This window comes from Limimaricola sp. G21655-S1 (assembly GCF_027213785.1).
Lineage (GTDB): Bacteria > Pseudomonadota > Alphaproteobacteria > Rhodobacterales > Rhodobacteraceae > Limimaricola.
The window spans coordinates 1-481 of record NZ_JAPWGO010000085.1 but is presented as its reverse complement, the minus strand read 5'-3'; the positions used below and the strand labels follow the sequence as shown (position 1 = coordinate 481).

The following is a 481-nucleotide window of genomic DNA, read 5'->3' as shown; positions in this document are numbered from 1 at the left end:
TCGAGAGAAAATCCGAGATCACGCGCGCGCATGACGAAGCGCAATCGGCGCACATGATCCTCACCGTAGCTGCGGTAACCGTTCGGGTCCCGGGGCGGATCGGGCATGACTCCGATCGTCTCGTAGTAGCGAATGGTCTCGAGGTTGCATCCCGTGGCCCGGGCGAGGGCGGCTCGCTGCATCGGCTTCACGGAAGCGTGATCTTTTCCCATTCGGAAAGTCCTTGAGCCTGTATCTGCTACAGACCTTAGGTCTCCTTGCAGATGATCGCAAGGAGACCATGCATGGACACCACGGATTCTGCATTGCCGAGGGACGCGTCAGACGTTCCGGAAGGCCGCGCCTGGACGGCCACCGCGTTGGCGGCGCTCGGTGCACTGGCCATGGCATCCTGCTGCATCCTACCGCTGGTGCTTGTCAGCTTCGGGGTCAGCGGGGTTTTCATCGCCCAGATGGGCGCCCTCTATGCCTACAAGTGGTA

At 61.5% G+C, this 481-nt stretch carries 1 protein-coding gene and 1 pseudogene; one reads left to right on the top strand and one right to left on the bottom strand.

Features of this window, described 5'->3' with window-relative positions; all coding sequences use genetic code 11:
* Positions 1 to 212, bottom strand: a 212-nt coding sequence (locus tag O4G76_RS19960; RefSeq protein WP_373568055.1) for a MerR family transcriptional regulator, incomplete at its 3' end; no start/stop codon positions are given.
* Between the two features lie 72 nt (positions 213 to 284).
* Here O4G76_RS19960 and O4G76_RS19955 point away from each other — a divergent pair.
* A pseudogene (locus tag O4G76_RS19955) lies at positions 285 to 481 on the top strand (mercury transporter); the annotation flags it as partial.